At 68.9% G+C, this 21870-nt stretch carries 21 protein-coding genes; 7 read left to right on the top strand and 14 right to left on the bottom strand.

The genetic code is table 11. The features are described 5' to 3' along the window. Together GKO32_RS36265 and GKO32_RS36270 are read right to left on the bottom strand one after the other, a co-directional pair. A partial coding sequence (locus tag GKO32_RS36265; RefSeq protein WP_154761438.1) for a YbhB/YbcL family Raf kinase inhibitor-like protein occupies window positions 1-464 on the bottom strand: 464 nt, incomplete at its 3' end. Window positions 465-479: 15 nt separating this feature from the next. Next, window positions 480-908 (bottom strand): MarR family winged helix-turn-helix transcriptional regulator, encoded by a 429-nt coding sequence (locus tag GKO32_RS36270; RefSeq protein ID WP_154761439.1) that lies wholly within the window; start codon window positions 906-908, stop codon window positions 480-482. Window positions 909-969: 61 nt separating this feature from the next. On the opposite strand from GKO32_RS36270, the gene GKO32_RS36275 reads away from it, so the two are divergent. Then, the gene (locus GKO32_RS36275; protein WP_154761440.1) at window positions 970-2409 is read left to right on the top strand and encodes an MFS transporter; all 1440 of its coding nucleotides are present in this window, start codon (window positions 970-972) and stop codon (window positions 2407-2409) included. Here the strand turns inward: GKO32_RS36275 and GKO32_RS36280 are convergent. Then, window positions 2360-3607, bottom strand: a complete 1248-nt coding sequence (locus GKO32_RS36280; RefSeq protein ID WP_154761441.1) for an MFS transporter — start codon at window positions 3605-3607, stop codon at window positions 2360-2362. The genes GKO32_RS36275 and GKO32_RS36280 overlap by 50 nt on opposite strands. Before the next feature lie 115 nt (window positions 3608-3722). Between GKO32_RS36280 and GKO32_RS36285 the strand changes: the two genes are divergently transcribed. Further along, on the top strand, window positions 3723-4343 hold the full coding sequence (locus GKO32_RS36285) for a TetR/AcrR family transcriptional regulator (protein WP_312869194.1): 621 nt from the start codon (window positions 3723-3725) through the stop codon (window positions 4341-4343). Between the two features lie 42 nt (window positions 4344-4385). Here the strand turns inward: GKO32_RS36285 and GKO32_RS36290 are convergent, their stop codons facing one another. Then, the gene (locus tag GKO32_RS36290) at window positions 4386-5573 is read right to left on the bottom strand and encodes an amino acid deaminase/aldolase (protein ID WP_154761442.1); all 1188 of its coding nucleotides are present in this window, start codon (window positions 5571-5573) and stop codon (window positions 4386-4388) included. A gap of 83 nt (window positions 5574-5656) precedes the next feature. On the opposite strand from GKO32_RS36290, the gene GKO32_RS36295 reads away from it, so the two are divergent. After that, window positions 5657-6952, top strand: a complete 1296-nt coding sequence (locus GKO32_RS36295) for a D-arabinono-1,4-lactone oxidase (protein ID WP_154761451.1) — start codon at window positions 5657-5659, stop codon at window positions 6950-6952. Here the strand turns inward: GKO32_RS36295 and GKO32_RS36300 are convergent. Together GKO32_RS36300 and GKO32_RS36305 are read right to left on the bottom strand one after the other, a co-directional pair. Further along, window positions 6949-7599: an NAD(P)H-binding protein gene (locus tag GKO32_RS36300; RefSeq protein WP_154761443.1), complete on the bottom strand. Its 651-nt coding sequence runs from the start codon at window positions 7597-7599 to the stop codon at window positions 6949-6951. The genes GKO32_RS36295 and GKO32_RS36300 overlap by 4 nt on opposite strands. 15 nt (window positions 7600-7614) lie before the next feature. Further along, entirely contained in the window at window positions 7615-8250 is a 636-nt protein-coding gene (locus GKO32_RS36305) for a hypothetical protein (RefSeq protein WP_312869196.1), read from the bottom strand. A gap of 257 nt (window positions 8251-8507) precedes the next feature. Between GKO32_RS36305 and GKO32_RS36310 the strand changes: the two genes are divergently transcribed. Next, on the top strand, window positions 8508-9356 hold the full coding sequence (locus GKO32_RS36310) for an HpcH/HpaI aldolase/citrate lyase family protein (protein ID WP_154761444.1): 849 nt from the start codon (window positions 8508-8510) through the stop codon (window positions 9354-9356). Here GKO32_RS36310 and GKO32_RS36315 read toward each other — a convergent pair whose 3' ends face one another. From GKO32_RS36315 to GKO32_RS36345, 7 genes are all read right to left on the bottom strand, one after another. Then, entirely contained in the window at window positions 9357-11192 is a 1836-nt protein-coding gene (locus tag GKO32_RS36315; RefSeq protein ID WP_154761445.1) for a hypothetical protein, read from the bottom strand. It lies immediately after the preceding gene. Between the two features lie 48 nt (window positions 11193-11240). After that, complete coding sequence (locus GKO32_RS36320) at window positions 11241-11990, bottom strand: ABC transporter ATP-binding protein (RefSeq protein WP_312869197.1); 750 nt, start codon at window positions 11988-11990, stop codon at window positions 11241-11243. Then, window positions 11987-12742 carry an ATP-binding cassette domain-containing protein gene (locus GKO32_RS36325; protein ID WP_208024657.1) on the bottom strand — a complete coding sequence of 252 codons (756 nt, stop codon included), beginning with the start codon at window positions 12740-12742 and terminating at the stop codon, window positions 11987-11989. Before GKO32_RS36325 ends, GKO32_RS36320 begins: the two co-directional genes overlap by 4 nt. 70 nt (window positions 12743-12812) lie before the next feature. Continuing rightward, window positions 12813-13619, bottom strand: a complete 807-nt coding sequence (locus GKO32_RS36330; protein ID WP_154761446.1) for an ABC transporter permease — start codon at window positions 13617-13619, stop codon at window positions 12813-12815. Continuing rightward, a complete protein-coding gene (locus GKO32_RS36335) occupies window positions 13616-14551 on the bottom strand; it encodes an ABC transporter permease (protein ID WP_312869199.1) in 936 nt (311 codons plus the stop codon). The genes GKO32_RS36330 and GKO32_RS36335 overlap by 4 nt, the downstream gene beginning before the upstream one ends. A gap of 5 nt (window positions 14552-14556) precedes the next feature. Beyond that, a complete protein-coding gene (locus GKO32_RS36340; RefSeq protein WP_246245291.1) occupies window positions 14557-16038 on the bottom strand; it encodes an ABC transporter substrate-binding protein in 1482 nt (493 codons plus the stop codon). Next, the gene (locus tag GKO32_RS36345; RefSeq protein ID WP_154761447.1) at window positions 16035-17066 is read right to left on the bottom strand and encodes a trans-sulfuration enzyme family protein; all 1032 of its coding nucleotides are present in this window, start codon (window positions 17064-17066) and stop codon (window positions 16035-16037) included. Before GKO32_RS36345 ends, GKO32_RS36340 begins: the two co-directional genes overlap by 4 nt. 71 nt (window positions 17067-17137) lie before the next feature. Between GKO32_RS36345 and GKO32_RS36350 the strand changes: the two genes are divergently transcribed. Genes GKO32_RS36350 through GKO32_RS36360 form a run of 3 tightly spaced genes read left to right on the top strand, consistent with a single transcriptional unit; the run spans window position 17138 to window position 20073 of the window. Next, window positions 17138-17512, top strand: coding sequence for an FKBP-type peptidyl-prolyl cis-trans isomerase (locus GKO32_RS36350; protein ID WP_154761448.1), 375 nt, complete (start codon window positions 17138-17140; stop codon window positions 17510-17512). A 23-nt stretch (window positions 17513-17535) separates the two neighbouring features. Next, window positions 17536-18426, top strand: a complete 891-nt coding sequence (locus GKO32_RS36355; protein ID WP_312869198.1) for a serine/threonine dehydratase — start codon at window positions 17536-17538, stop codon at window positions 18424-18426. A 12-nt stretch (window positions 18427-18438) separates the two neighbouring features. Next, window positions 18439-20073, top strand: coding sequence for a hypothetical protein (locus GKO32_RS36360; RefSeq protein ID WP_154761449.1), 1635 nt, complete (start codon window positions 18439-18441; stop codon window positions 20071-20073). On the opposite strand, the gene GKO32_RS38265 is transcribed toward GKO32_RS36360, so the two are convergent. Then, a partial coding sequence (locus tag GKO32_RS38265) for an ATP-binding protein (protein ID WP_166459841.1) occupies window positions 20024-21870 on the bottom strand: 1847 nt, incomplete at its 5' end. The genes GKO32_RS36360 and GKO32_RS38265 overlap by 50 nt on opposite strands.

Raw genomic sequence — 21870 nt, forward strand, 5'->3', positions numbered from 1 at the left:
ATGAGTATAAGAGACAGGAATTGGTAGTGGTGGGGGCCGTGGCCTGGGAGGGGACGCGGGCCGATGTAGCCGGTGCGGCCGCGGTGGTTGGGTAGGTAGCGGAAACGCTGGTTGTCCGGGGTGAGTTCGCCCTCCGCCAGGGTGGCTGTCGTGGCGTCGAACAAGGCGGCCGTGTGGATTGCCGGACGCTTTGTGGGCGTGTCCAAGTCTTCGATCACGAGCAGCAGCGTGCGGGTACCGTCCGGGGGCTTCGACCAGTGCAAAGCTGGGGAAACGTTGTCCCCGATGCCGAATCCGCAATGCTTCGCCGGGATGACTTCGCCATCCCGGAACGCGTCGGACGTCAGCTCGAGCCGGTTTTCCGTGGCCAGCTCCGGCGCGCGGGCGACGCTGAGGCCGGCATCCGCACGCTTACCACGCAACGCCCAGCCGAGCGGCAGGAACAAGATTTCGAGCGGGGACATGGAACTCGCTTTCAGTCAGGAATCGGCGATCTGCTGGAGGATCGGGGCGGCGTCCGCCAAGATGCGGCGCTGATCAGGGGTCAGGGCCGCCAGCCGGTCGTTGAGCCAGGTCTCGCGGTGCCGCCGTGATTGGTCGGCCATCTGCGTGCCTTCGCGGGTGAGGACGAACAGCACCCGGCGGCGGTCCGCGGCGTCCCGTTCCCGCACGAGATGACCGGCCGCCACGAGCCGGTTCACCGTCTGACTCATCGAGCCCGGTGTCACCCGGGCTCGCTCGCTCAGCTCGCCCAGGCTGAGCGGGCCGTGCTTGCGCAACTGCACCAGCACGAGCATCGCGGCCTCGGCCACTTCGCCCTCGGCACGTTCCGAGCGGAACCGGCTGTACACCCGGGCGACCGCGGTCCGCAGCTGCGCGCCCAACTCGGCGATCGAGGCATCCGTCACGATTCTTTAGTATAACAAAGCATTATGCTTAGTACTACTAACGGATGTGGAGGTGTGCGCCATGACTCGCTCGAACGATCGTGAGCCGGGCAAACCGTTCGGACTGCGGTTCACCCTGCCGCTGATGCTCGGGACCACCCTGAACCCGATCAACAGCTCGATGATCGCGGTCGGGTTGGCCGGGATCGCCGCGGAGTTCCGCCTCGGCCCCGGCACCGCGGCGACCCTCGTCTCGGTGCTGTACCTGTGCAGCGCGGTGATGCAGCCGACGCTCGGCAAACTCGCGACGGTCTTCGGGCCACGGCGGGTGTTCGCGTCCGGGCTGATGGTCCTGATCGCCGGAGGGGTGCTGGGCGGCCTCGCCGTGAACTTCGGGATGCTGCTCGTCTCGCGGGCGCTGATCGGGGTCGGCACCTCGGCCGCCTACCCGGCCGCGATGGCACTGGTCCGACGGCGCGCGGACCGGCTCGGGCTCGACGTGCCGAGCCGGGTCCTCGGTGATTTCAGTATCGCGTCGCAGGTCACCGTCGTGCTCGGGCTGCCGCTGGGCGGCGCGCTCGCCGGTGCGCTGGGCTGGCGGGGGTTGTTCTGGATCAACGTCCCGCTGGCCGTGATCACGCTCATCACCGCCCTCGTGGTGGTCGAGAAGGACGGCCCGGTCAAGCGGACCGGGCTCGCGGGGACGGCGGCCGCCATCGACCTGCCGGGTATCGGCCTGTTCGCCGCCGCGATCGTCAGCCTGCTGATCTTCCTCGACGAGCTGACCCACCCGGTCTGGTGGGAGCTCGGTGTGGCGGTCGTGCTGTTCGCCGGGTTGATCGCCTGGGAACGCCGCTCGCGCAGTCCGCTCATCGACGTCCGGATGCTCGCCCGCAACCCGGCCCTGCAACGCACCTACCTGCGGCAACTCATCGTCGGCCTCGGCGTTTACACCTCGCTGTACGCGATCAGCCAGTGGATGGAGGGCGCCGCCGGCTACACCTCCTACGAGGTCGGGCTGATCCTGCTGCCCATGTCCGTGGTGAGCATGGTGCTCGCCCGGATCGCGTCGAACCGTGGCTGGGTGCGCCGGCCCATCGTGATCGGCAGCGCCATGGTCGTCGGCACCGGCGCGCTCCTGGTGGTCATCCAGCACGGTTCGCCGGTCGCGCTGCTAGTCGCGGTGTCCGTCCTGTTCGGCGTCACCAACGGGCTGTCGAACTTCGCCAACCAGGCGACGCTGTACGCGCACTCGCCCAGCGAGACATTGGCCATCGCCGCCGGTTTGTTCCGCACCTTCGGCTACGTCGGCGCGATCTTCTCCTCCAGCCTCATCGGCATCACCTTCGGCGCCCACACCAACGACAGCGGGCTGCACCACCTCGCGCTCGTCGTCACCGCCATCGGTATCGCGGCGCTCGCGTTCACCGCACTGGATCGCACCATCCCGGCGAAAGCGACCGCGGACCAGGTCACCTCACCGTCCGCACACCCGCGATCAAGCAGCCCGCGGCCAGAGTGACGAGGCCCGCGGCGGCGAAAAGGCTGGGGTAACCGCCGAGGCCGGCCAGGATGACGATGGCCAGCAGCGGTGCGATGACCTGGGGCAGGAGGTTCGCGAGGTTGACCACGCCCAGGTCCTTGGCCCGGTCCTGCGCGGTCGGCAGGACCTGGGTCAGGATGGCGAGCGCGACTGCCCAGTACGCGCCGAAGCCGACCCCGAGCAAGGGGGCGGCGAGCAGGGCCGCCGGCCAGGTTTGCCAGCCGGTCAGGATGAAAGCCGCTGCGGCCATGACGACGGCGGCCAGCTGGACATAGCGCTTCCGGTTGCCGGAGCGGTCGGAGAGCCGGCCGACCGTCAGGCCGCCGATCACCAGCGCGACACCGTAAAGACCCATCATGATCAGCAGACCGGTGTCCGGGTCCGGGTAGTGGACGGCGTCTTTGAGGAAGAACAGCAGGTAGTAGGTGCCCAGCGCGTTGCCCAGAATGATCAGGAAATGGCAGCCCCACGCCCAGGCGAAGTCCGGGTGTGCCCGTGGTGAGACCCAAAGTTCGGCCACGGCGGCTCGCCGGCTGTTCGCCGGTTTCCACGTGCGGGGCAGGGCCGGATCCTTGGTACGCAAGACAAATCCCAGCACCCCCGCCACCACGACGAGCGCGCAGGCCAGGTAACCACTTCGCACGCTCGTCACCACCACGGTCACCAGCACCGCGCCGAGTACCGTCCCCAGCATCTGGCTGATCCCGACCAGCCCACCGATCTCCGCACGCTGGGCCACCGGGACACGGTCGGGCAGCGCCGAGGTCAGGGTCGCGAGCATGCCGTTGAGACCGGCCTGCACCACACACCAGCCGATGGTCATCACGACGACGTTCGGCGCCAGCGCCAGGATCACCAGCCCGATCGCGCCGACCAGCGCGCCCAGCAGGGTCCACGGGTGACGCCGGCCGAACCGGGAGCGGGTGCGGTCCGAGGCGAGGCCGACCAGCGGGTTCGCGAACAGCGAGACCACCGCACCGACACCCATGACCACGCCGAACACCAGTTCCTTGTTCGCCGAGTCGAGCAGCTCCGCCTGCTCGGGCAGCAGCACCTGGATCGGCGCGTAGATGCCCAGCCAGAGACCGATGTTCGCGACGACGAGCAGGCTCGTCCAGCCGCCGCCGACCCGGGTGACCGGCTCCGCGAGCGCCGCGGGAAGTTCGGTCTCGGTCATCGAGCCCCCGATCCAGAAACATGAAAAGTTCTCATACGATAGCCGGTTCCCTCGACCGGGGGGAAGCGTTTCGGCACGCTAAAGTCGCAGTTCAGCAGCTTAGAAGGAGCAGAACGTGGCGGACACCCAGGCGACCCCCTTGCGCCGGCAGCCCGTGCAGCGACGCAGCGCCAAACGGGTCGAGCAAATGCTGGACGCGAGCGCACAGCTGATCGACGAGGTCGGCTACGACGCGCTGACCACCACGCTGATCGCCAAGCGGGCCGGGGTCGCCGTCGGCTCGCTCTACCAGTTCTTCCCCGACAAGCGCGCCGTCGTCCAAGCGCTGACCCAGCGCAACCTCGACCGCTTCGTCGCCGCCACCAACGAGCGGCTGACCAGGGAGGATCCGTCGCACTGGTGGGACGTCGTGGACTCGATCCTCGACATCTACCTGGAGATGCACCGCAGCGTCCCCGGGTTTTCCAAGGTGCATTTCGGGGACGTCGTGGACCGTCAGCTGCTGGACGAAGGCCGCGACAACAACAAGGTCATCGCCGACTCCCTGACCGAGCTGGTGCGCGGGTACCTCGACGAACCCGGCGAGAACCTCCCGCTCGTGATCGCGGTGGCGATCGAGATGGCCGACACGCTGCTCAAGTTCGCCTTCCACCGGGACCCGCAGGGCGATCAGGAGATCGTCGACGAGACCAAGCACGTGATCAAGCTGTACCTCGCCAGCAAGCTCGGCGAGTAGTCCACAGGCACCCGGAAAACCTGTGGATAACTGGACTGCCGGCTAGCCGAAGTTTCGCCCCTCGCCGCGGTAGGTCTCGACGGTGCGCTCGACCCGGCCCTCGGCCACGATGTGGTAGTGCGTGAACCGCTCGGCGAGCTCGCCCGCCTTGGCGTGGCGCAGCCAGACGCGATCACCTAACCGCAGGTCACGGGCTGCTTTTCCGCGGACGGGAGTCTGCACCTCGCCGGCGCCCTCGAACGGCAGCAGCTTGAGGCCGGCCGGCAGGTAGGGCGACGGCAACCGCGACGCCGAAGCGGGCCCAGACGCTATATATCCGCCCGCGAAGAGGGTCGCCATACCAGGGGTGGGCTTGTGGACAACTGGGAGCGCGAACAGTGCGGCGGGTCGCGGATGGAAGCGGCTGTACCCGTCGAAGAGGGTCGAGCCGATCAACCCCGAGCCGGCCGCGACCTCCGTGATCGCCTCCTCGGCGGCCGTCGTCTCGAGGCTGCCCGAGCCACCGCCGTTGACGAACGCCAGTTCGGCGATCTCTCGCACCGCCGCCACGGCCGCGGCGCGCCGGCGCGTCAGCTCGTGTGCAGAACGCCGTTGCATCCAGCGGACCGCGCGGTCGCTGCGTGCGCCCGTCGCGTCCGGGAACCCGGCGATCTGCCCCTCGTAGGCCATCAGCCCGGCAAGCCGGAAACCGTTGCGCGCCAACACTTTCCGGGCGAGGTCGACCGCCTGACGGGCGGAGAACACCGGTGAGCGGCGGGTGCCGACATGCACCAGGCCGAGCGGACGCCAGGACGCGTCGAGCTCGATGCACACCCGGATGTCGGCATGGTCGTAGCCGGCCGCCGCGTCGACGACATCGAGGTGCTCGACCGAGTCGATCATGATCGTGATGGTGGTGCGGGCGTGTTCGTCGGTGGCGAGCCGGCGTAGCGCGCGATGATCGACGCTCGGGTACGCGACCAGGATGTCGTCGCTCGTGCCCAGCTCGGCGTGCCAGAGTGCCTCCGCGAGCGAGTAGCACATCAAGCCGGCGAAACCGGGCTTCGCGAGTGCTCGTTCGATGAGGTAGCGGCAGCGGATGGACTTGCTGACCAGCCGGATGGGGACCCCGTTCGCGCGGCGGACGAGATCCTGAGCGTTGGCGTCGAACGCGGCAAGATCGACCACGGCGAACGGCGGATCGAGATCCTTCGTCGCCTGGTCGTAGCCAGCCGCATTCGGCGTGGTCATGGAAGTACGGTACGTCAACAGGACTTCAAAAGCGAATATCTTTCACTTACGTTTCGGCAATTTCCGACACGAACGGGATGACGATGAACCGGTGGACCAATTGGGCGGGTACGGCGACCGCTGATCCGCGACGCGTGCACACCCCGCGCAGTGTCGGCGACATCGTCGAAGTCGTGACCGGCGCCGCGGCCGAAGACCGCCGGGTCCACGCGCGCGGCTCGGGGCATTCCTTCACGCCGATCGCCGTCGCGGAAACCGACGCGATCGACCTGACCGGCTGGACCGGCATCGCCGCCGTCGATGCCGGGAAGCACCGCGTCACCGTGCGGTCGGGCACGACACTGCGCCGGCTCAATGCCGAACTCGATGCACTCGGCCTCGCCATGACCAACCTCGGCGACATCGACGCGCAGACCATCGCGGGCGCGGTGTCGACCGGCACCCACGGGACCGGCGCGCGGTACGGCGGGCTGGCCACCCAGATCGTGCAGCTCGAACTGGTGCTGGCGGACGGTTCGATCGTGACCTGCTCGGCCGGCGAGCGGCCCGAACTGTTCAACGCGGCGCGCGTGGGACTCGGCGCGCTCGGCGTGATCACGCTCGTGACGCTGCAGTGCGAGCCTTCGTACGTCTTGTCGGCGCAGGAACGACCGGAACCGCTGGAGCAGGTGCTCGAGGGGTTCGACGAGTTCGCGCGGGACAACGACCACTTCGAGTTCTACTGGTTCCCTTACGGCCGCAATGCGCTGGTCAAGCGGAACAACCGGACGGAATCCGAACGCGCGCCGCTGAGCCGGCTACGGCAGTTCGTCGACTACGAGATCATGGAGAACTTCGCCTTCGGCACGTTGTGCCGGATCGGCCGCACCGTGCCGCGGCTCGTGCCGCCGCTGGGGAAGTTCGCGTCAGCGGCGTTGTCGGCACGCGAGTACCGCGACATTTCGCACCGGGTTTTCGTGACCCACCGCGGGGTGCGGTTCGTCGAGTCGGAATTCGCCGTACCGCATGACTCCGTGCAGCACGTGCTGGCGGAACTGCGGGCACTCGTGCCGCGGCTGGAAAGTCCGGTCGCCTTCCCCGTCGAAGTCCGCGTGGCCGCGGCGGACGACATCTGGCTTTCCACCGCGCAGGGCCGGAATTCGGCGTACGTCGCGATCCACCAGTTCACCGGCATGCCTTATCTGGAGTATTTCGCGAGTTTCGCCGCCATCGCCGCGGAGGTCGGTGGCCGGCCGCACTGGGGAAAGATGCACAACCTCGACGCCGGAGAATTGCGGAAGCTGTACCCGCATTTCGACGATTTCCGCCGCGTCCGAGACGAAGTGGACCCGGCTGGTGTGTTCAGCAATCCTTATCTGGCACGGGTTTTGGGGCGTTAGATACGCGCGATCGCTTCGGCGATGGGCGTGTTGCCGCCGACCACTTCGAGGGTGCGACGGAAAGTCCGGCCTTCTTCGAGAATCGCGACGATCACCGAGGCGACGTCTTCCCGCGAAATCGCGCCGAAGTCGACGGAATCGGCCAGGTGTACCTCGCCCGTCGGGTCTTCGTCGGTGAGGCGACCTGGCCGCAGGATGGTCCAGTCCAGGTCCCGGCTGCGCAGCTCGTCCTCGGCGGCTTTCTTGGCCTGCAGGTACGCGGCGAACACCTCGTCCGTCCCGGGGCGCGGCGGGCGGCCGACCCCCATCGAGCCGATCTGCACATGCCGCCGGACCCCGGCCCGTTCGCACGCCGCACCGAAGAGGGCGGCGGCACCACGGTCCACTGTGTCCTTTCGCGCGGCACCGCTGCCGGGACCGGCGCCGGCCGCGAACACGGCGGCGTCGGCGCCATCGAGCACCTCGGCCACTTCGTCGACGGTCGCGTTCTCCAGGTCCAGCACCACCGGCTCGGCGCTCGAATCCCGCAGCTCGGCGGCGTGCGCGACGTTGCGGATGATCCCGACCGCCTGGTCACCGGTGGCGGCCAGCTGCCGCTCGAGGCGAAGCGCGATGTTCCCGTGCCCGCCGGCAATGACGACTCGCATGGAACCGAGCCTAGGTCAGGCCACCGGCAGGTCGTAGGACGCGAGGAGCTGCTCGTAGACCATCTCGTTGATCCACCGCGAAACCGCGTCCTGCGGCACCGTGTTGTCGCGATGCCCGGACAGGTCGAGCGCGACGCTCGCGTCGCTGTCGGCGGACACGATGGACAGGCCGTAGGAGCGGGCCCGCGGGAGGCAGCCGTCCACATAGTCCTTGGTGAGAACGGCGGACGCGGGCAGGACCATCGCAGCCTCGCTGTAGCGGGCGAACGGCACCGTCGCGGCCATCCCGGTGCGCCAGTGCCGCGCGACCGACAGCACGCCGATGATCTCCGCGGCGGGCGCGGGGGCGGACCTCGCGAACTCGGGCCAGGTCCACGTCGCGACCGTGGTGCGGTCGGCGACCGGGCCGATCCCGCAGGCGATCCGCTCGGCGTGCACATCCGTGCGCAACCGCGCGACGACGCAGACGCGGCGGCCGAGCATCGTCACCTCCGGCAGCACGACCCCGCGCCACCCCAGCTGCGCGGCCGCGGCACCGGCCAGATACGACGTGCTCGCCGGAAGCTCGACGGGCGGAACCACCCGGGTGGGAAATGACCGGGTCTTGCCGGTCACTACCGCGTCGCCGGTGTGCCCTGGTGTAACCGCCACGAGTCCGCCTCCTTGGTCGCACACTTTTCGTTCTGCATGCCACTCCCCCTCGTGAAAAGAGGCACATGAATTGAGTACCAGCGCAGCGGCTCGAGGTCTTCGGGTTGGGAGACCGGCTGCGATCGGCGGCGCCCGGGGGTCGGTGACCGGTCGATAAGCGGTAGCTCGACTTCAGTCCGACTCTGCGACCGAACGGGTGACACGGAGCTGAACGGTGCTACCCAGAGGGTTGGCCGTCCGGGGCTAGAGTGACCGGCATGAAACCGCGGCGGTCTGTGCTGTACATGCCCGGTGCCAACGAACGAGCGCTGGAAAAGGCGAAGACGCTACCGGCCGACGCGTTGATCCTCGACCTGGAGGACGCTGTCGCGCCCGACGCGAAGGACGCCGCCCGCGAGCGGGTGTGCGGTGCCCTCGGCGACTACGGCTCGCGTGAGGTGGCGATCAGGGTCAACGGCCTGGAAACCGAGTGGCACGAAGCGGATCTGCGGGCCGCCGCGCAAGCAGGCCCGGCGGCGGTCGTGGTACCCAAGGTGAACTCGGCTCGCGACGTGCACGCCATCGAACGCGCGCTGGAACTCCGCGGCGCGCCCCAGGAGACCAAGATCTGGGCAATGCTCGAAACCCCGGTCGCGATGCTGCACGCGGAGGAGATCGCCACGGCGAGCGAGCGGCTGACCGTGCTGGTGATGGGCACCAACGACCTGGCGAAGGAGCTGCACGCCGAGCTGGTGCCGGGCCGCGCGCCGCTGCTCGGCGGGCTTTCCCTGTGTCTGCTTGTCGCGCGTGCGACCGGCAAGGTCATCCTCGACGGGGTCTACAACGACGTGAAAGACGTCGCGGGTTTCGAGGCGGAATGCTTGCAGGGCAAGCAGTTCGGCTTTGACGGCAAGACGCTCATCCATCCAGGGCAGATCGAGCCGTGCAACCGGGTGTTCGCCCCGTCGGCCGAGGAGATAGACCAGGCGCGCCGGGTGATCGCCGCGTTCGAAGAGGCCACAGCGGCAGGCCGCGGTGTGGCGACTGTGGACGGCAAGATGATCGAAAACCTGCATGTCGGCAACGCGCAGCGGCTCCTGGCACTGGCCGAAGCCATCGAGGCCTGATCAGTCGTCGGGTTCGTGGAGCCAGTCCAGCGCCTTGCGGGCCGCGTTGGAGACCATGCGGTCCGGGTGGGCGAGGACCATCGACTCGAGCACCTCGCGGGTACGTGGGTGGCCGCAGATCGTCGCGTCCGCGAGGAACAGCAGCTGGGCCGGGCGGGGTTGGGTGGCGAACTCCTCCATCGCCTTTTTCCGGCCAGCCGAACGGATCCCGGCCGCCAGCACGTCGACCATCGTGTACGTCCGTTCACGGCCGCTGACCTGGCTCTCGTCGATGAATCCCGCGTCGAGCAGCCAGCTCAGCGCGGCCGGGCCCGCGGCGGAATGCTCCCGCAGCCCCGCGATCGCCTCGACGCCCTGCTCGCCGTACTCCGCCAGCAGCTGGAACGCGAGCATCCGGTGTTCGAAATCGTCCGTGCGGCGGGCCAGTTCCGTCAGTTCGGCGACCGCCTGTGGCTGCCCACGCGCCGCCAGCCACAGCCGCACGCCTTTCTCGAGGGCGTCGGGCGACAGCGGGGCGACCCGGGCGAAAAACACCTCCGCCGTTTCGGTCGCCAGATCTTCCAGGGTCAGCGTCGGGACCCCGGCCTGCTGCCGCGCCTCGTAGATCGCCTGCGCGCCAAGTGGCCGGATCCGCACGACCTGCCGCTCCTCCTCCGGTATCTCCTCGACCGACAGGACACCCGCGAAGTCGACCAGATCTTCGTAGTACTCCTCGGTCGCCGGGAAGACTTCGACGAGCCCGTATTCGGCGAGCTGGTCGAGCACCCGCAGCACCGGGGCCGCGTCGGCATCGCGCCAGGCCAGGTCGGCGGTGTCGTCGAGGATGTCGACGAGCATCGGGATCGTCGCGCAGTCATTGTCGGCCTTGAGGGATTCCAGCAGCTCGTAAGCGAGGTGCCGCTCGGGCAGCCGGTACCGCACCCGCCCGTCACCGGTGTCGAGCACATGCGGCACCGCGGCCCGCCACAGCTTCAACGGGTTGTCCAGCAACGGTTCCGCGCGCTTGACCCGCACCAGCCTGCCCTTGAGCACCCGCACCAGCCCGGCGGTTTTCGCCAGTGAGACCAGGCCTGCCGGATCGGGTTCGGCGAGCCGGGCCGCGAGATCACGCGCGTCGTGCTCGGCGAGACGTCCCTTCGCGGCCAGTTCACGACCGTCCCCGACCCAGCCGGTGAACCGGCGCAACCGCCGCAGGATCGGCAGGCCGCCCGCTTCCATGACCAGCTCGTCCTCCGGCATCAGCGCGAACACCGGCGCCGGTTCGAGCGGCTCGACCTCCGGATCGCCCTCGTAGTGCCGGTAAGCGATGTCGTGCAGTAAGTCCTGATCGACCTCGACCTCACCCTGCTGCACGCGGTCGATGAACTCCTGCGCCCCCAGCTCGTCGAGCGGGTCGACGCCGTGTTCGGCCATCGCGACGGCCCAGAACTTGGCGAGACCGAAGTTCTCCGGTTCCTTCATCGCCTCGTCGAACTCGTCGACGATGCCGCGCAGGAACGACCGCAGCACCGCCGGCGGCTCACTCCGGTCGTCGTACAGGTCCGCGTCCTCGAAGAAGTCCAGCAGTGCCTCGACCGTCGTCAGCACGGTGGAGGAGTGCGGATCGAGCAGCACCACCTTGCGCGGGAACCACGTCAGCAACGCGCCGCGCAGGATCTCGCGCGTCCACCGCCCGAGTAGCCCGTCGCGCTCGAACCGATAGTCGAGCACGGCACCGGCGACCACGGGATCGATCGTCCGCTGCCGCATCTGCGACCACGCCTCGAGCTCCACGAGCAGGCGCTGACGAGCGTCGATGAAGTCCTCTTCGTCCACCCCGGTGTAGACCATGCGCATGAGACGATGGTCTCAAAATTCGGCGGCCGATTACAGCGGGAGAGGCCCCTACGCTTCCAGCCGCGCCAATTCGGCACGGAGATTCGGCGCGGCATCGAGCAGTTGGCGGGTGTACGGATGCTCTGGCGAGCCATAGACGTCGCCGACGGGACCGCGCTCCACGATCTCACCGCGCCGCATCACCGCGACCGTGTCGCAGACCCGCCGCACCACCCCGAGATCATGGGACACGAACACGAGCGTCAGGCCGAACCGGGCGACGAGCTCGGCGAGCAGGTCGAGAATCTGCTTGCGCACGGACACATCCAGCGCGCTGACCGGCTCGTCGGCGACCAGCACCCGTGGCCGCGGCGCGAGCGCGCGGGCGATCGAGATGCGTTGCCGCTGGCCGCCGGAGAACTGGTGCGGGTACCGGTCACCGCTGTCCACGGGCAGGCCGACGGCGTCGAGCAGCTCGGCGACTCGGGCGCGGTTCGTCCGGCCGAGCGGTTCGCAGATGATGTCGCGCACGCGCATCCGCGGGTCGAGTGAGCCCATCGGGTCCTGGAAGACCACCTGCAACGCGGAGCGGAGAAACCCGAGCTTTCGTTCGGGCAGCGTGTCGATTCGCTTGTCCTCGAACAGGATCTCGCCGGACGTCGGCTTGTCGAGCCCGGCGAGCAGGCGGATCATCGTGGACTTCCCGGAGCCGGACTCGCCGACGACGCCGAACCGCTGACCCGCCTCGATTTTCAGTGATACCCCGCGAAGGGCGTGCGTCCGGCCATACTCGCGATGCACGTCCCGAAGCTCGATCACGCCACCTCCAGGTCGCTCGCCGCGAGGAGTTTCCGGGTGTACGCGTGCGCCGGGTTCGTCAGCACCTCGCGCGTGCTGCCCTCTTCGACGATGCGCCCGTCGAGCATCACCAGCACCCGCTCGCAGACGCGCGCGACGACGGCGAGATCGTGCGTGATGAACAGCAGCGCGGTGGACCGCTCGGTGACGCCGGTCAGGATCAGGTCCAGCACCTGCGCTTGGACCGTGACGTCGAGCGCGGTTGTCGGCTCGTCGCAGATCAGCAGCGACGGATCGTTGGCGAGCGCGATCGCGAGCATCACGCGCTGCCGCTGCCCGCCGGAAAGCTGGTGCGGGTAGGCGCGGTAGGCGTCGGGCAGCTGGACCGATTCGAGCAGTTCCTGAGCCCGCCGCGACGCGGCACGCCTCGACTTGCCGCCGTGTAACCGAATCGACTCGGCGACCTGCCGGCCGGCCCGCATCAGCGGGTTGAGCGCCGACATCGGCTCCTGGAACACCATGGCCAGCTCGTTTCCGCGCAGCCGTGACAGCTCCCGCTCGCGCGCGGACAGCAATTGTTTCCCGTGGAACCGAATCTCGCCGGTCGCGCTCAGCCCCTCGGGCAGCAAACCCATGAGCGCCAACGCGGTCAACGATTTGCCCGAACCCGACTCCCCGATCAGCCCGACCCGCTCGCCGCCGCAAATCTCGAACGACACGCCCTGTACGAGCGGGCTGCTCGCCGCCACGGTCAGGCCCTCAACGCTGATCATCGGCGCTCCAGTGTCCTGCGGGACACCCGCACCCGGTCGCGCCCGACGAGCAGGGCTTCGCCAGTGTCGCTCATCGGCGCTCCAGTCGCGGGTCGAACCGGTCACGCAGCCCGTCCCCGAGGAGGTTGAAACCCAATACGGCAACGGCAATCGCGATCCCGGGCACGAGCGCGAGCCGCGGCTGCACGGTCAGTAGTTCCTGCGATTCCTGCAACATCCGGCCCCAGGACGGCGTCGGCGGCCGGGTGCCGAACCCGAGAAACGACAGCGCGGCCTCGGCGAGTACCGCGATCGCGAACGACACCGAGCACTGCACGATCACCAGCCCGGCGATGTTCGGCAGCACATGCCGGCGCGCGATGAACGACCGCGATCGGCCGCCCGAACGTGCGGCCAGCACGTACTCGGTGCTCATCACCTGCAGCGTGCCCGACCTCGCGATGCGCGCGAACGACGGGATCGTCGCGACCCCGATCGCGATCATCGCGGTGACCGTGCTCGCCCCGAACACCGCGCCGAACATGATCGCCAGCAGCAGCGCGGGAAAGGCGAGCACGAGATCGTTGACCCGCATGACGAATTCGCCGAGCAGGCGCCTCGACATCCCGGCCAGCATCCCCAGCGGCGTACCGACGATCGCCGCCACGCCCACCGCGATCACACCGACGTAAAGCGTCGTCCGCGCGCCGACCATGATCTGCGAGAACAGGTCACGGCCGAACTTGTCGGTGCCGAACCAGTGTTCGCCGCTCGGCGCCGCCAGCCGGATCGCGGCGTTGACCTGCACGGGATCGTGTGGCGTCCAGACGAACGACACGAGTGCCGCGAGCACGACCAGGCCGACCAGCACGGAGCCGGCCCACAGATTCCGGTTCATCGCCGCACCCGCAGCCTGGGGTCGATCACCACATACAGCAGGTCCACGAGATAGTTGACCAGCAGCACCGCGACCACCAGCACCAGCACGATCCCTTGCACGGCAAGGAGATCCCGGGAGGACACCGAGTCGAGCAGCATGCTGCCGAGCCCCGGCAGCACGAACACCCGCTCGACCACCACCGCGCCGATGAGCAACGTGGTCAGCTGCAGGCCCAGCACCGTCACCACGGGCACCGCGGCGTTGCGCAACCCGTGCCGCAGCAACGCGGCATACGGCCGCAGGCCCTTCGACCGCGCGGTGCGCAGGTAGTCCTGGCCGAGCGTGTCGAGCACCGCCGACCGGACGTACCGGGTGAGCACCGCCGCCTGCACGATGCCCAGCGACAACGCCGGCAGGATCAGCCCGCGCACGAACTCACCCGCGTTCTGGTCCGGCGGGGTCCAGCCGCCCGAGGGCAGCCAGCGCAGTCGGACCGCGAACAGCTGCACCAGCAGGATCCCGGCAAGGAAGGCGGGAATCGCCACGCCCAGCTGGGAAAGTCCGGAAATCGCGGCGCCTGAAGCGCGCCGATGCCAGGCCGCGGCGAGCGTGCCGAACGGGATCGCGAGCACGAGCGCCACCAGCATCCCGGCGCCGACGAGCCACAACGTCACGCCGAGCCGGTCGGCCAGCTGCGGCCCGATCGCCTCGCCGGTGACGTAGGAACGTCCGAAGTCACCGTGCAACGCGCCGCCCAGCCAGCTCAGGTACTGCGTGACGAGCGGCCGGTCGAGCCCGAAGTCGTGCCGGGTGCGCGTGAGCAGTTCCGGGGTCGCGTTCACGCCGAGCGCGACCTGCGCCGGATCACCGGGCAGGATCGCCATGAACGCGAACACGATGATCGACGCGACGAAGACACTCACGAGCAGAATCGCCGTGCGGCGCAGGATCGCCGTCACGACAGGCCCGTGAGGTCGAAGGACTCGCTGACCTGGTTGCGCGCCAGCCCCTTCACGTTTTTCTTGGCCACCACGACATTCGGGAACAGGAACAGCCAGTCGGCGGCCGCGTCCGCGGTGATCGTGCGCGCGACCTGCTTCATGTCGTCGAGCTGTTCGGCCGGCGTGCCCGCGTCAGCCCGCGCGAGCAACCGCGGCACCGCCGGGTTGTGATAGCCCCAGTAGTACTTCGGGTTGCCGAACGTGGTGATGTCACGCGCCTCGACATGCTGCACGATCGACAGGTCGAAGTCGTGGTCGGTGAACACCTGTTTCAGCCATACCGCGGGAAAATCGAGCGGTTCGATACTCACGCGCACCCCGATGCCCGCCAGATCGGACGCGACGACCTGTGCCGCCGACACCGCGTAGGACAGGTTCGAGATGCGCAGCCGCAACGAAAGATCGGTCCGCCCGGCCTGTGTCAGCAGCTGTTTCGCGCGCGCCGGATCGTACGGGTAGTAGCCGGAAAGGTCTTCGTACCAAGGATCCGTGGGCGGCACCATGCTGCCGATCAGCGTGCCGCGGTTCGCCGACACCGTGGCCAGCAACGCCTTCCGGTCGATCGCGAGGGTCAGTGCCTGCCGCACGCGCACGTCGTCGAGCGGGGCCCGGTCGCCGTTGAACGACAACACGACCTCGCTGTTCGTGGTGCCCTGCAGGACGTTGAACCGGATATCGGACTCGAACTGCGGGATCGAGTCCGGCGCGGTGATCGTGGAAATGACGTCGATTCCGTTGCTCAGCAAGGCGTTGTTGAGCGCGGTCGGGTCCTTGATGTACTTGAGCACGACAGTCCGGTACGACGGTTTCGGGCCCCAGTACGCCGGGTTCTGCCGCAGCACGATCGAATCACCGCGCCGCCGTTCCGCGACGACGAACGGCCCGGTGCCCACGGGTTTGTTCGCCAGGTCGGCGATTCCGGCCGGGCTGAACATCGCGCCGACCCGGCCGGTCATGTCGAACAGCCAGCCGTTGCTGGGTTTTTTCAACACGACACGCGCGTGCAGCGGATCCACCACGTCCACCCGGTCGACGACGTCCATTTTGGACTTGAGCGAGATCGTCCACGCGGTTTTCACGCGCTCGATGGAGAACTTCACGTCCGAGGCGGTGAACGGCGCCCCGTTGCTGAACGTCACACCCGGCTGGAGCAAGAAGTCATACGTCGTGCGGTCCGGGCTGATCGTCCATGATTTCGCCAGCAACGGCACGATCTGCCCGTTCGCGTCGGCCTTCACCAGCCCCTCGTACACGTTGTAGAGCAACGCCTGCGGGATCGCGGCCCCGTCGGTGCGGGTGAAGTCGAAGTTCTGTGGCTCGGCGGCAAAACCGACCGAGAGCGTGCCGGGTCCACGACTGACCGAAGCCGTGGACCCGGCCGAACAACCACACACGAGCAGCGCGACGAGGGCCAGTGCGGCTGCGCTCTTGGTCAACGGAGGGCGCTTTCCAAGTCCTGCCACAGGTCCTCGGGATCTTCCAGTCCGACGCTGAACCTGATCAGCCCCGGCGGCACGTGCGCGTCACCCGGGTACATCGCGCGCCGTTCGACGAGGCTCTCCACGCCGCCGAGGCTCGTCGCGTGCACGATCAGCCGTAACCGCTCGATGAACCGCTCCGCAGCCTCCACATCGGACAGTTCGAAGGCGATCATCATGCCCTGTCCCGGATAACGCACTTTCGTCACGGCTTCGTGCGCGGCGAGCCGCTCTGCCAGCAGTGCCGCAGTTCTGGCCTGTTCCGCCAGCCGCACCGGCAACGTCCGCAGCCCCCGCAACGCGAGCCAGGATTCCAGCGCTCCCGGGGTCGCGCCGTTGCGGACACGCGCGTCACGCAGTTCCCGCGCGAGAGTTTCGTCCGCGGTGATCGTGATGCCGAGCAAGAGATCGCTGTGCCCGCCGATGAGCTTGGTCGCGCTGTGCACCACGAGGTCCGCACCCTGCTCGAGCGGCCGCTGGGCGAGCGGGGTCGCGAAAGTGTTGTCCACCATGACTTTGGCCCGGCGCCCGGCCAGTGGCGCGATGTCGATCAGCTGCAGGGTCGGGTTGGTCGGCGACTCGATCCACAGCGCATCCAGCTCACCGGCGGCGGCCCGCCACGCCGCGGTGTCGTCCGGATCGAGCCGGTGGACCGTGAACCGGCCCGCCTTCGCCGCGTGCTCCAGCAGTGCGCGGGTGCCGGAGTAGCTGAACTCGGGCACCGCGATCGCGGAACCGATGGGGAACAGCTCGAACACCGCCGCGACCGCCGCCATACCCGACGCGAACGCCGTTGCCTGGCCGCCTTCGAGCCCGCCGACGGCTTCCTCCAACGCGGCCCACGTCGGCGTGCCGTTCTCGCGGGCGTAACTGAAATCGCCGCCCGCGACATATGTGCTGGCCGGGACGATCGGCGTGTTCAGCGGTGCGCCCGGTTCGCTCGGCCGCCCCGCGACGACCGCACGGGTTCGAGGAGACCACGTCATGCCTGCACCCTAGAGCGTGCGACCTGGGCACGAGGTCGATACGGTGCAGCGACCGACAACGAGGAGTGACCATGGCATTGGAAAAGCCCGAGGTGGAGCGACCGGACGGCCCGCCACCGGCGGAGCTCGAGGTGACCGACGTGACGGTCGGCGAAGGCGACGAGGCGGCCGCGGGAAAGGTCGTGTCCGTGCACTACGTCGGCGTCGCGCACTCGACGGGCGAAGAGTTCGACGCGTCGTGGAACCGCGGCGAGCCGCTGCGTTTCCCGCTCGGGCAAGGACATGTCATCCCGGGCTGGGACCAGGGAGTGCAGGGGATGAAGGTCGGCGGCCGGCGCAAGCTCGTCATCCCGCCGGGGCTGGCGTACGGCGAGCGCGGGGCGGGTGGCGTGATCAAGCCCAACGAAACCCTCATCTTCGTGGTGGACCTGGTCGAGGTCGGCTAGGGCGGGCGCGGCAGAGTGAGGGTGTGACAGCCACTCACTCTGCCGAAGTCACCGCGGCTGCCGACCGGATCCGGCGTTACGTCCGGCGCACGCCGGTGCTGCGCACGGAACTCGACGGCCGCCCGCTCGTGATGAAGCTGGAGCAGCTGCAACGGACCGGCTCGTTCAAACTGCGCGGCGCCCTCAATGCCTTGCTCAGCGGTGCCCGGCCGGAGCGCGTGGTGACGGCTTCGGGCGGTAACCACGGCATCGGTGTCGCGACCGCGGCCGCGATCCTGGGCTTGCCCGCGACGGTGTATGCGCCGGTGTCGATCCCGGACAGCAAGGCGCGCCGGATCGAGGAAACCGGCGGTCGCCTCGTGCGGGCCGGCTCGACCTACGCCGAAGCGGTGGCTGCCGCGCGCGAGGTCACGGACGCGCGTTATGTCGAGGCGTACAACGACCGCGACGTGATCGCCGGGCAGGGCACGGTGGCGCTGGAGATCGTGGAAGACGCACCCGAGGTCGATGCGATCGTCGCCGCGGTGGGCGGTGGTGGTCTGACCGCGGGTATCACGGTGGGCTCCGGTGGCCGGATGACCGTCGCGGTCGAGCCGGAGCACTGCTCGTGCCTGCACCAGGCGCTGGCGGCCGGTCATCCGGTCGACGCCGAGGTGAATTCCGTCGCGTCCTCGGCTTTGGGTGCGACCCGTGTCGGCGAGGTGCCGTTCGAAATCCTGTCAGGGAGCGGGATCCGGTCGGTCCTGGTGACCGACGAGGAGATCCTCGCCGCGCGTGACCTGTTGTGGCGCGAGTTCCGGCTGGCGGTCGAACCCGCCGCCGCGGCGCCCTTCGCCGCTTGGCGCGCCGGCCGGGTCCCTGGCGAACTGCCGTGCCTGGTGGTCTGCGGCGCCAACGCCGACTGGACCCCGTGAGGGATCGCGCTGGTGCCGGTCGATAGCTGGAGCACTGTTCAGGCCGAACGCACCGTGCTGGCCGTCGTGCACAACACGACCGCGGCCACCCGGCTGTTCGACATCCTGCCGTTGTTCGCGGAGGACCCACGGGTCGAAACCGTCTTCACCTGCCCGGGTTCGAGCGCGTTCACCCGTGGTACCAACGAATTCCTGGCGCGTGCGGGTATCACCCAGGTGCTGCCGTGGCCGCAGGCGTTGCGCCACCGGGCGGATTTCGCGATCGCCGCGAGCTATGGCGGCGACCTGCACGAGATCAGCGCACCGCTGATGGTCGTGCCGCATGGCATGGGCTACAACAAGTTTCTCGAAACGAACGGCCTGTCCGGGGTCTTCGGCCTGTCGAGTCCGTGGCTGCTGCATCGCAACGAGCCGGTGCCGTCTGTCCTCGTGCTGTCTCATCACGAGCAGTTGGCGCGGCTCGGCGAGTCCTGCCCCGAGGCGGTCGGAGTGGCGCTGGTCGCCGGTGATCCGTCGTTCGATCGGATGCTGGCGAGCAGACCGCTGCGCGAAACCTACCGGCAGGCGCTGGGTGTGCGGCCGGGCCAGCGACTCGTGGTGGTCTCGTCCACCTGGGGCGCATCTTCGTTGTACGGCAAGGATCCTGATCTGATCCGCCGACTCGCCGCACAGCTGGATCTCGACACCTACCGGCTCGTCGTGGCTCTGCATCCGAACATCACCGGGCACCATTCGCCTTGGCAGGTAAGGATGTGGCTCGCCGACTGTGCGCGGGCCGGGGTGTTGGTGCTGCCAGACGAGCTGTTGTGGGGTCCGGCGCTCGTGGCGGCGGATCTGACGGTCGGGGACCACGGTTCGGTCAGTTTCTACTCGGCCGCGCTCGGCACCCCGTTGCTTCTCGCGGCCGCGCCGGCGGACGCGGTGGACCCGAAGTCTCCGGTCGGACGGTTGCTGGAGGTCACCCCGAAACTCGATCCGGCTGCCCCGGCGGCACCGCAGCTGGAACGCGCACTGGACGGGCACGAACCTGTCCGGTCGATCACCGACCTCACCACGTCGCTGCCCGGCAAGTCGGCCGCCGTACTACGCGAAACGATCTACCGCTGGCTGGACCTTCCCACACCGCGGGCTTCCGTGGAAACCCGGGCGCTCCCCGTGCCGCGGGTCGCGTCGCCCCCGGCACACGCCCAGCTGGTCCGCGTGGAATTCGGTGCAGCAGAGCCGAAAGCGACCCGGTTCGCCGCGGAGGCCCTGCGCGAGCCGGCCTGGGTTCCGGCCGACACGCACCTTGTCGTCGACACCCGGGAGCCGGGCATGCGGCTGCTCGACCTGGCCGACATCATCGTGCACGATCGTCCGGCCGATGCGCAGCGGTGGATCGAGAGCACGTTACGCGCGCTGCCGGGCTGCCAGGTCGCCGCGGCGCGAGTCGATGACCGGACGTGGATGATGGGCACGGCGGAAAAGCTTCTCGTCCGGCTCGACGGCGTAACCGGCCCCGCCGCGGCGTTCGCCGCCGTCTTGCTGCACGGCCATTTCCCACCGCGGCTCACCGTGCTGACCGGTGCGGAGCGGCACACCGCATCGGTGACCGTGCTCAGTTCAGCCGGGCCAGCCGGTCTTCGGCCTCGATGCTCAGCTCGGTGAGTCCTCGCTCGCGGAAGATCTCCACTGCCTCGGCGAGGTAACGCCGAGCTTCGTCCACTTCGGACAGTGCGGCCAATTCGACGAGCGCCTCGCCGCGTTCCCTCGGCTGACCCTGCGCGAGCACCCGGCGCAGCGCCGCTTCATCGCGCCCTTTGCGGCCACGCCACAGATCGATCTTCGCGAGATTGTCCGGTTCGGACGCCAAGCCGGCCACCGCATCGTCCAATAAGGACAGTGCTGCTGCCGCTGGTACGGCTTTGGCGAGATGGAGGCGGGCCAACGCGATCCGCCGCTCGTCCCCGGTCGCCGACGCGAGCTCGAGGTTGCGCCGCAACAGGCCGATCGCCTCGGCGTCCCCGTTGGCGAGATGGGCCAGCCCGAGTGTCTCGACCGCGGTCGCCTCGGCTTCGTCGTTCCGGGACCGGATCGCGGCTTCGTGCGCCCTCGCCGACGCCTCGACCGCCCGCTCGACGGCGCCGCGTTGCAGGTGCGCGAACCCGAGCTGGCAGCCGAGTACCGCCTCGGCAACATGGTCCCGCAGGTCATTCGCGGCACGGATGCCGAGCTCGCTGACCGCGGCGAGATCCTGGATGTGCCCACCGCGTTCGTAGTAGGCCCACAGTGCGATGCCGAACTGGCGCACCTGCTCGAGTTCGCCGAGCCGGTATGCCTCTTCGACCGCGGGCCGTAGGTTCGCCGCCTCCCCGTCCAGCCACCGCGCGGCGGAAAACTCACCGGAGATCCGCACCGCCGGCAGATATGTCTTGTGCCAGAAGCGGTTGGGCCGCAACACACCGGCCGCCGCGGACGCCGTGATCAGGTAGTACTCGATGAACCTTCGCACCGGATCCGCCTGCCCGGCCGCCTTCGCCCGCGCGTGCCGCCGGACCAGGCCGGACATCAGGTAGCGCTCGTCCGGCGTCACCGTCACGAGCCGCGCGCGGGTCAGTTCGTCGAGCGCGTCTTCGACCGGCTGCCCGACGGCCGCCGCGAGGGCCTCGGCCCCGACGTCACCGGCGCCGGGATGCACGCCGAGCGCTTCATAGGTGGCACGGGCTGTTTCGGACAGGCGCTCGTAGGCAGCGTCGAAGACCACCGCGACGGAAAGATTGCTGTCCTTGGAAAGTTCCCGGAGCACCCGCTCGTCGTGGCTCAGCTTCTCGGCCAGCCGCGCGATGGGGCGCGGGGAGTCGGCGAGCATGGTGCCCACGACGCACAGCGCGATCGTGGACCCTTCGCACACCGAGATCAGCTGCGCGAGCGCGTCGGGTTCGGCCGCTGTCCGCTCGGCGCCGATGATGTGGTCGAGCAGTTGGCGCGCGGCCGCATCCGCCATCGGATCGAGGTCGACCACGGTCGCCGTCACCGAGGCACGGAGGCTGCCCAACTGCCCGGCTTCGGTGACCAGCACGGCGGACTCGCCCGCGCCGGGCAACAGGCTGCGCACCTGGGACGCGGTCAGCGCTTCGTCGATGACGAGCCCGACCCGCTTGCCGTCGGTCCAGGACCGCCACCAACTGGCCCGGCCGTCGAGACTGTCCGGTATCTCCGCGGGCCCGTGCCCCACGGCCAGCAGGAGTTCCCGCAGCACGGCACGTTCACGCTCGGGCCCGTCCGGCCCGCTCGCGAGCCGGACGAAGAACCGCCCGTCGGGATAGTCGTGCCGATGCCGCTGGATCCAGACGTTCGCCAACGTGGTGCGCCCCGACCCAGGAGCCCCGCGCACGATCGCCACCCGCGGCCCCGCCGCCCCGGAGAACCAGTGGTCAAGCTGTTCGAGGGGGCGATCGTTGTTCC

Origin of the sequence: Amycolatopsis pithecellobii (assembly GCF_009707865.1) — a bacterium.
In the GTDB taxonomy this organism is placed as follows: Bacteria; Actinomycetota; Actinomycetes; order Mycobacteriales; family Pseudonocardiaceae; genus Amycolatopsis_E; species Amycolatopsis_E pithecellobii.

What these genes read in the sequence shown, in the direction of transcription:
- GKO32_RS36275 (WP_154761440.1), top strand. Translation starts at nt 970, where the DNA reads ATGACTCGCTCGAACGATCGTGAGCCGGGCAAACCGTTCGGACTGCGG.
- GKO32_RS36280 (WP_154761441.1), bottom strand. Translation starts at nt 3,607, where the DNA reads ATGACCGAGACCGAACTTCCCGCGGCGCTCGCGGAGCCGGTCACCCGG.
- GKO32_RS36290 (WP_154761442.1), bottom strand. Translation starts at nt 5,573, where the DNA reads ATGACCACGCCGAATGCGGCTGGCTACGACCAGGCGACGAAGGATCTC.
- GKO32_RS36295 (WP_154761451.1), top strand. Translation starts at nt 5,657, where the DNA reads ATGAACCGGTGGACCAATTGGGCGGGTACGGCGACCGCTGATCCGCGA.
- GKO32_RS36300 (WP_154761443.1), bottom strand. Translation starts at nt 7,599, where the DNA reads ATGCGAGTCGTCATTGCCGGCGGGCACGGGAACATCGCGCTTCGCCTC.
- GKO32_RS36310 (WP_154761444.1), top strand. Translation starts at nt 8,508, where the DNA reads ATGAAACCGCGGCGGTCTGTGCTGTACATGCCCGGTGCCAACGAACGA.
- GKO32_RS36315 (WP_154761445.1), bottom strand. Translation starts at nt 11,192, where the DNA reads ATGCGCATGGTCTACACCGGGGTGGACGAAGAGGACTTCATCGACGCT.
- GKO32_RS36325 (WP_208024657.1), bottom strand. Translation starts at nt 12,742, where the DNA reads ATGATCAGCGTTGAGGGCCTGACCGTGGCGGCGAGCAGCCCGCTCGTA.
- GKO32_RS36330 (WP_154761446.1), bottom strand. Translation starts at nt 13,619, where the DNA reads ATGAACCGGAATCTGTGGGCCGGCTCCGTGCTGGTCGGCCTGGTCGTG.
- GKO32_RS36345 (WP_154761447.1), bottom strand. Translation starts at nt 17,066, where the DNA reads ATGACGTGGTCTCCTCGAACCCGTGCGGTCGTCGCGGGGCGGCCGAGC.
- GKO32_RS36350 (WP_154761448.1), top strand. Translation starts at nt 17,138, where the DNA reads ATGGCATTGGAAAAGCCCGAGGTGGAGCGACCGGACGGCCCGCCACCG.